The sequence below is a fragment of the Streptomyces cahuitamycinicus genome, from assembly GCF_002891435.1.
Taxonomy (GTDB): Bacteria; Actinomycetota; Actinomycetes; order Streptomycetales; family Streptomycetaceae; genus Streptomyces; species Streptomyces cahuitamycinicus.
Window position 1 is genome coordinate 1 of the sequence record NZ_POUC01000419.1, and the last position, 6,912, is coordinate 6,912.

The 6,912-nt window shown below is 69.1% G+C and carries 8 protein-coding genes, 1 tRNA gene and 1 pseudogene; 7 read left to right on the forward strand and 3 right to left on the reverse strand.

Translation table 11 applies throughout. The features are described 5' to 3' along the window. Window positions 1–611: amidase family protein (locus C1J00_RS35235; RefSeq protein WP_245936628.1), on the forward strand; the 611-nt coding region annotated here is incomplete at its 5' end. Here C1J00_RS35235 and C1J00_RS35240 read toward each other — a convergent pair. Continuing rightward, window positions 592–1,086 (reverse strand): DUF3830 family protein, encoded by a 495-nt coding sequence (locus C1J00_RS35240; RefSeq protein WP_180989809.1) that lies wholly within the window; start codon window positions 1,084–1,086, stop codon window positions 592–594. The genes C1J00_RS35235 and C1J00_RS35240 overlap by 20 nt on opposite strands. Before the next feature lie 107 nt (window positions 1,087–1,193). Between C1J00_RS35240 and ehuB the strand changes: the two genes are divergently transcribed. From ehuB to C1J00_RS35270, 6 genes are all read left to right on the forward strand, one after another. Then, on the forward strand, window positions 1,194–2,117 hold the full coding sequence (ehuB, locus tag C1J00_RS35245; protein WP_102913017.1) for an ectoine/hydroxyectoine ABC transporter substrate-binding protein EhuB: 924 nt from the start codon (window positions 1,194–1,196) through the stop codon (window positions 2,115–2,117). Next, a complete protein-coding gene (gene ehuC / locus C1J00_RS35250) occupies window positions 2,114–2,824 on the forward strand; it encodes an ectoine/hydroxyectoine ABC transporter permease subunit EhuC (protein WP_102913018.1) in 711 nt (236 codons plus the stop codon). The genes ehuB and ehuC overlap by 4 nt, the downstream gene beginning before the upstream one ends. Further along, the gene (gene ehuD / locus C1J00_RS35255) at window positions 2,821–3,471 is read left to right on the forward strand and encodes an ectoine/hydroxyectoine ABC transporter permease subunit EhuD (protein ID WP_102913019.1); all 651 of its coding nucleotides are present in this window, start codon (window positions 2,821–2,823) and stop codon (window positions 3,469–3,471) included. The genes ehuC and ehuD overlap by 4 nt, the downstream gene beginning before the upstream one ends. Continuing rightward, window positions 3,461–4,246, forward strand: coding sequence for an ectoine/hydroxyectoine ABC transporter ATP-binding protein EhuA (ehuA, locus tag C1J00_RS35260; RefSeq protein WP_102913020.1), 786 nt, complete (start codon window positions 3,461–3,463; stop codon window positions 4,244–4,246). Before ehuD ends, ehuA begins: the two co-directional genes overlap by 11 nt. A 208-nt stretch (window positions 4,247–4,454) precedes the next feature. Continuing rightward, entirely contained in the window at window positions 4,455–5,213 is a 759-nt protein-coding gene (locus tag C1J00_RS35265; protein ID WP_102913021.1) for an IclR family transcriptional regulator, read from the forward strand. A gap of 166 nt (window positions 5,214–5,379) precedes the next feature. Further along, a tRNA-Lys gene (locus tag C1J00_RS35270) sits at window positions 5,380–5,453 on the forward strand. A 105-nt stretch (window positions 5,454–5,558) separates the two neighbouring features. Here C1J00_RS35270 and C1J00_RS35275 read toward each other — a convergent pair. Both C1J00_RS35275 and C1J00_RS35280 read right to left on the reverse strand, forming a co-directional pair. Next, window positions 5,559–6,164, reverse strand: coding sequence for a lytic polysaccharide monooxygenase auxiliary activity family 9 protein (locus C1J00_RS35275; protein ID WP_102913022.1), 606 nt, complete (start codon window positions 6,162–6,164; stop codon window positions 5,559–5,561). Between the two features lie 101 nt (window positions 6,165–6,265). Further along, window positions 6,266–6,898: pseudogene (locus C1J00_RS35280) on the reverse strand (SPFH domain-containing protein); the annotation flags it as partial. Between the last annotated feature and the right edge of the window lie 14 nt (window positions 6,899–6,912).

The window sequence follows — 6,912 nt, forward strand, 5'->3', positions numbered from 1 at the left end:
CGCTGGGCGGGCAGGTGGCGGTGCGGCCGGCGGTCGCGAGGGCGGTGCGGCGGGCGGTGGAGCGGCTGGCGGAGCTCGGCGCGTACGTCACGGAGACCGACCCGGACCTGACGGACCCGGTGGAGGCCTTCCACACCCTGTGGTTCAGCGGGGCGGCCCGGGTGACCCAGCATCTCGGTCCGAGGCAGCGGGAGCAGCTGGACCCCGGCCTGCGCGAGATCTGCACACAAGGCGCCCGCTACTCGGCGCTGGACTATCTGGCCGCGGTGGACGTCCGGATGGACCTGGGCCGCCGGATGGGCCGCTTCCACGACGCCTACGACCTGCTCGTCACGCCGACCCTGCCGCTCACGGCGTTCGAGGCGGGCGCCGAGGTACCGAAAGGATCCGGCCACCGGCGCTGGACGGGCTGGACCCCGTTCACCTACCCGTTCAACATGACGCAGCAGCCCGCGGCGAGCGTGCCGGTCGGCGCCGACGCGGACGGCCTGCCGATCGGTCTGCAGCTCGTGGCCGCCCGGCACCGGGACGATCTGGTGCTGCGGGCGGCCCACGCGCTGTACGAGGCGGGGGCGGGCTCCGCCGGCCGGCCTACGCCCTCCGGAAGCTGAGCGACTCCCCCGCCGCTCCCGACCTCCACAGGTCGTTGCACGCCTCGGCCATGGTCTCCAGGCCGTCGACGACCTGGCCCCAGACGATGCCGGGGACCCAGCCGACGTCGCCGTTCAGCAGCAGGTTGTTGCGTTCGTAGAACAGGGCCAGGTCGACGAGCGTGGTCCCGGCGCGGACCTCGCGGTCGTAGCCGTACGCCTTGGTGCCCAACTCCGCTCCCGCGAAGGTGAAATAGCACAGGTCGCCGGGAATCGGAGTGATGGTCGGGTTTTCCAGGGGTGGCTCGGCTTGGGCGAAAGGCGGGAAAAGGGCGTAGATCTCGTTGCGTGCGTACTTCGCGTGGTAGACGTCACCGGCCAGCGGAAGGGAATCCCAGACGGCCGCGCAGGTGATCGGCGCGCGGTCGTCCAGCAGCCTGGCCGTGCAGGTCACGTCGCGCTTGACCAGCGAGACTTCGATGTAGCGATCAGCCATGCCCTCCATGGGAGTGCCCGCCGCCGCTTCGGTCAAGGGCGCACGGGGTAAGTGCGGGGCTTGAAAAGACCGGCATAACTCGGATGCGGTCGGGTAGCCGCGCGCCCATGGCCTCACCACCAGACAGAATTCCACCCATAGTCAGGCGTGATCGAACATCAGGGCCCACCCGCCGGTCGCTGCTCGCGGGGGTCGCGGCGCTCGGCGCGCTGGGTGCGTCCGGATGCTCACGCGTGGCCACCGCCTCCGGAACGGAGGGCGGTGAGCTCTTGGAGCGGCTCCGCGCCCAGGGCGTGGCGCGGCTCGGCATCGCCGGGGAGATCCCGTTCGGGTACATCGACAAGAACGGCGAGCTGACCGGCGAGGCGCCGGAGCTGGCAAAGGTCATCTTCAAGCGGCTCGGAGTGGACCGGGTGCAGCCCGTCCCCACCGAGTTCGGCTCCCTCATCCCCGGCCTCAACTCACAGCAGTTCGACATCGTGGCCGCCGGGATGTACATCAACCCCGAGCGCTGCGAACAAGTCATCTTCTCCGACCCCGACTACCAGATGCTCGACTCGTTCATCGTGCGCAAGGGCAACCCCATGGGCCTGCGCGACTACAAGGACGTCGTCGAGAAGAAGGCGAAGTTCGCGACCGGCACCGGCTATGCCGAGATCGGCTACGCCGTCGAAGCGGGCTACCGGCAGGACGACATCCTCATCGTGCCGGACCAGGTGGCCGGTCTCAACGCGGTCGAGACCGGGCGCGCCGACGTCTTCGCCGGTACGGCGCTAACCACCCGGGAAGTGGTGAAGAGGTCCACCAAGGCCGAGGCGACCGAGCCGTTCAAGCCGATCGTCAAGGGTGAACCGCATGTCGACGGCGGCGCCTTCGCGTTCCGGCCGAGCGAGAGCAGCCTGCGGGACGCCTTCAACCGGGAGCTGCACAAGCTCAAGGACAGCGGCGAACTGCTCCGGATTCTCAAGCCCTTCGGCTTCACCGAGAACGAGATGACGGACATGACCGCGAAGGAGCTCTGCGGCGGATGACATCCGGACTCTGGGAACTCGTCGTCAGAGGCATCTGGACGACCGTCCAACTGCTCGTCTTCAGCGCCCTGCTGGGCGCTGCGGTCGCGTTCGTCGTCGGCATAGCCCGCACCCACCAGTCGCGGACGGTCAGGTTCCTCGCGAGCTTTTACACCACGGTGTTCCGCGGGACCTCCGCGCTGATCATGATCTTCTGGATCTACTTCGTGCTGCCGCTGAGCTTCGGCTGGCAGCTCGTGCCCATGTGGGCGGCAACGCTCGCGCTCGGGCTCACCTACGGGGCGTACGGCTCGGAGATCGTGCGCGGCGCGATCGCCGCCGTCGATCCGGCTCAGCGGGAGGGCGGCATCGCCCTCAGCTTCACCCCCTGGCAGCGGATGCGGCTGATCCTTCTGCCGCAGGCGGTGCCGGAGATGATCCCACCGTTCTCGAACCTACTGATCGAACTGCTGAAGGGCACCGCGCTGGTGTCCCTCATGGGCATGGGTGACCTGGCGTTCAGCGGCAACCTGGTGCGCCTCGCGCTCCAGGAGAGCGCGGAGATCTACACGTACGTCCTGTTGATCTACTTCGTCATCGCCTTCCTGCTCACCCGGCTCATGCGGGGCCTGGAGAAGAAGCTGAAGGCAGGGGTGGGGAAGGAGCCTCGAGCCGGCGTCGCAGCCACGCGGCAGCCGGAGGCCACCGGTGTGGGAGGTGTCTCGTGAAGTGGGACTGGAGCGCGGTGGCCGACTTCATGCCGCACTTCTGGGACGGACTGCTGGTCACCCTGCAGATCCTGGTCATCGGCTCGGTGATCTCCTTCGTGCTGGGCCTGGTGTGGGCACTTCTCATGCGGGCGCCCTCGCGCTGGGTCACCTGGCCCGTCGGCGTGATCACCGAGTTCATCCGGAACACCCCGCTGCTGGTGCAGCTCTTCTTCCTGTTCTACGTGATGCCCGAGTGGGGCCTGACCTTCTCCGCCCTTACCACCGGCGTGGTCGGCATCGGCCTGCACTACTCGACCTACACGATGCAGGTGTACCGGGCCGGAATCGAGGCCGTGCCGGTGGGCCAGTGGGAGGCCGCCACAGCGCTTAACCTGCCCTTGCGCCGGACCTGGTCCGCGGTGATCCTTCCGCAGGCGATCCGCCGCGTCGTCCCGGCACTGGGCAACTACGTCATCGCCATGCTGAAGGACACTCCGATTCTGATGGCGATCACCGTGCTGGAGATGCTGGGCGAGGCGCAGCTCTTCGCCCGTGAGCACTTCCAGTTCACCGAGCCGCTGACGGTGATCGGCGTGGCCTTCATCGTCATTTCCTACCTGGCCTCCCTTGCCCTGCGAGCCCTGGAGCGACGCCTTGTCCACTGACACGATCCCCAACCCCGAGAAGGACGCCTCCGCGAGCGCCGGCGAGCTGATCCGGCTGGATCAGGTCACCAAGCGGTTCGGGAGCAACACGGTCCTGGACCACCTGGACTTCTCGGTCGACGCCGGCAAGCACGTCACCCTGATCGGGCCGTCGGGATCCGGCAAGACCACGATCCTGCGGCTGCTGATGACCCTGCTCAAGCCCGACGAGGGCACGATCACGGTCGACGGACAGCAGTTGTTCCCGGCATCCGACAAGCAGGTCCGCGAGGTCCGCAAGAAGATCGGGATGGTCTTCCAGCAGTTCAACCTGTTCCCGAACATGACGGTGCTGCGGAACATCACCGAGGCGCCGGTCACCGTCCTCGGCATGTCGAAGGACGAGGCGGTGGAGCGGGCCAAGGGCCTGCTGGACCTGGTGGGCCTGGCCGACAAGTGCGACGCGCACCCGGCCCAGCTGTCCGGCGGTCAGCAGCAGCGGGTGGCGATCGCGCGGGCCCTTGCGATGCGCCCGCAGGTGCTGCTCCTGGACGAGGTGACCTCCGCGCTCGACCCCGAGCTGGTCGCGGGAGTCCTCGACGTCCTCAGGGACATCGCCCGCTCCACCGACATCACGATGCTCTGTGTGACCCACGAGATGAACTTCGCCCGGGACATCTCCGACCAGGTCCTGATGTTCGACTTGGGCCGGATCATCGAGTCGGGCCCGCCGGAGAAGATCTTCAGCGACCCGGAGCTGGACCGGACGAGGGAGTTCCTCAGCGCAGTGCTCTGACTACGGTCGGTGAACAGGCGGAACGCCCGACCCCTCGGCCGGCGCCCGACTGGGGCGTGCCTCTGACATATGCCAGAGTGTCATTGCCCCAGCCCGGGGCCCCGGGAATCTTGTCAACCCCCGCTCCCCGCAAGCCGATTGCCGGTTAACCTGGAAGAGGTTCACTGACCGGATCACGGCCCAACAGCAAGCGCAGGGGGAGACCACCGTGGCGCTGAAGCACGAGCCGACCACCCCGTACCACTCAACCCAGGAAGCCCTGCGCGTCCTGGAGACGGTGGCGCGCGGTTCCAGCGGTGTCACCGACGCCGAGATAGCCAGCCACACCGGCATCGCCCCGGAGCGACTGACCGCGCTCCTGCGCATGCTCCGCCGCGAGGGGTACGTCGAGCAGATCGCCGACGGCGCGTACGTCACGGGCGAGACCTTGTCCCGACTCGGCTCCGCCCACCACCGCGAGCAGGCCCTGCGCGACAAGCTCCAGCGCACCCTCGACCGGCTGCGCGACTCGGTCGGCGCCGCCGTCTACATGAGCCGGTACGTCGACGGCGAGATCAGCATCACCCAGTACGCCGACAGCCCGGCCGCGCCCGCCGTCAACGAGTGGGTCGACTTCCGCTCCTCGGCCCACGCCACCGCCATCGGCAAGAGCCTGCTCACCCAGCTCGACCACGCCGGCCGCCGCGACCACCTCGCCCGGCACAAGATGGCCCGCCTCACCTCGCGCACCATCACCAGTGACCGGCTCCTGCTCTCCCGCCTGGAGGCCCAGCCGCCGACCGTGCCAGTCCTGGACCTGCAGGAATACGCGGTCGGCACGGTCTGCGCGGCCGTCCCGATCACGGCCGGCTCCTCCGTCGGCTGTCTGGCCCTGTCCCTCCCGGTCGAGCATGCCCACCGCCTGCGCCAGGCCGCGGACGCCCTCAACCGCAACGCGGCACCGGTGCTGCTCTCCATGGCGATCTAGGACCGGTCGCGGGTGCCCGGACCACCCGGCGCGGGCGGTCGTCCGGGCACCCGGCGCGGGTGGTCCGGGCATCCGGCGCGGGTGGTCCGGAGCACCCCCCGACATTGGGTAGTATTTTCTCCGTCGCCCGCCGCGGAACACACTTCCGGCGGCAGGCGAGAGTCATGCGCCGCTAGCTCAGTTGGTTAGAGCAGCTGACTCTTAATCAGCGGGTCCGGGGTTCGAGTCCCTGGCGGCGCACGGATGAGGGGCCTCTCGTGGGAGCGAGGGGCCCCTCTTCGTCGTAGGCGGGGCGTCAGGGGGAAGAACGGGACGAGACCCAGGGAACCCCAGAGGCCCTGAGGTTCAGAAGGCGACGTCCGAGCAGGCGTAGAACGCGTTGGCCGTGTCTGCGATCGTCCACACGGCCACGATGACGTGCCGGCCGCTCAGCCCCGACGGCAGCCTGCCGCTGTGGGAGAGCGTGGACGGCGGGCGCTGCCCGTTGTACGGCACCGTGAGGAACGGGGTGAGGTTGAGGTCGGACCGGGCCAGGTTGTGGTTCTGGTTCCAGCCCGTCCTGGTGACGTAGTACTTGAAGTCGGTCGTGGCGTGCATCGCGGTGAACTGCCAGCGGAACGTGTAGGTCTGCCCGCCCGTCACCCTGGTGGCGGGCCAGGCTCCGCCGGACGGTGTGCGCGGTGCGCTGAGCTGGCCGAAGTGGCCGAGGCCGGCGTTGCATATCTGCCCGTCGGCCGGGCCGGAGGCCGGGAAGCCCTTCGGGCCCTCGACACTCTGCGGCTCCCACTGGATCGAGCCGCAGTTGGTCACGGTGCCGTTCTGGCAGAGCTTCTGCCGGCTGATGGGGAGGTCGGTGTAACCGTGGCCGCTGGCGCCGCCGGAGGAGAGTACGAGGGCTCCGGTCGTGGCCAGTCCCACCGCGGCTGCGGACAACTTGGTCCTTGTGCGCATGCTGCCGCTCCTGGAGAACGTGGGGGAGGTTCAGTGAGCCGTGCATGTAGGTCTAGACCAAGTTCGAGATTATGGCCGCTGGTTGAACATGTCCATACCAATCACGGAGCTGTTTCTCCCCGGCCGGCGCAGAATGCCACCGTCAGGTCCTTCACCAGCGCCTTCCGCTCGTAGTCGTCGAGTTCGACCAGCCCCCGCACGGTCAGCCGGGTCACCGTGTCCTCTACCGAGTCCACGACCGAGGTGAGCACGCTCGCCCGGTGCTGGGCGTCCAGCGCGGCGATCCGGCGGCGGTGCATCGCCGCGGCGACCTCGGGGGCGTACTCCACACGGACCGGCTGCACGGAGAACACCTCCAGACCGACCGGGGCCGCGTCCGTCGCCACCAGCCGGCTCAGCGTCTCGGCCACCGCGTCCCCGGCTCCCCTCGGCCCGCCCGGCATCTCCACCGGCACCCGGGCCAGAGCCGCCTCGACACACTCGCGCAGATACGCCTCGTGGTCGTCGACGCCGAGCGTCGCCCGGGCGGTGTCCCGCACCCGCCACACCACCAGGACGACCACCCGCAGCGGGACCCCGCCCGCGTCGGCCGCGGGAACGGGTTCGCTGCGCCAGTGCCGCAGCCGTACGTCCACCCGGCGGCGCAGCAGCAGCGGGTTGACCCACAGCAGGCCGGAGCGCCGGACGGTCCCCCGGTAGCGGCCGAACAGGTCCAGCACCCAGGCCCGCCCGGTACCTGTCTCTTATA

Excerpts from the sequence above, each read along its gene's own strand:
- ehuB (WP_102913017.1), top strand. The coding sequence starts at position 1,194 with ATGGCCTCACCACCAGACAGAATTCCACCCATAGTCAGGCGTGATCGA.
- C1J00_RS35240 (WP_180989809.1), bottom strand. The coding sequence starts at position 1,086 with ATGGCTGATCGCTACATCGAAGTCTCGCTGGTCAAGCGCGACGTGACC.
- C1J00_RS35275 (WP_102913022.1), bottom strand. The coding sequence starts at position 6,164 with ATGCGCACAAGGACCAAGTTGTCCGCAGCCGCGGTGGGACTGGCCACG.
- ehuC (WP_102913018.1), top strand. The coding sequence starts at position 2,114 with ATGACATCCGGACTCTGGGAACTCGTCGTCAGAGGCATCTGGACGACC.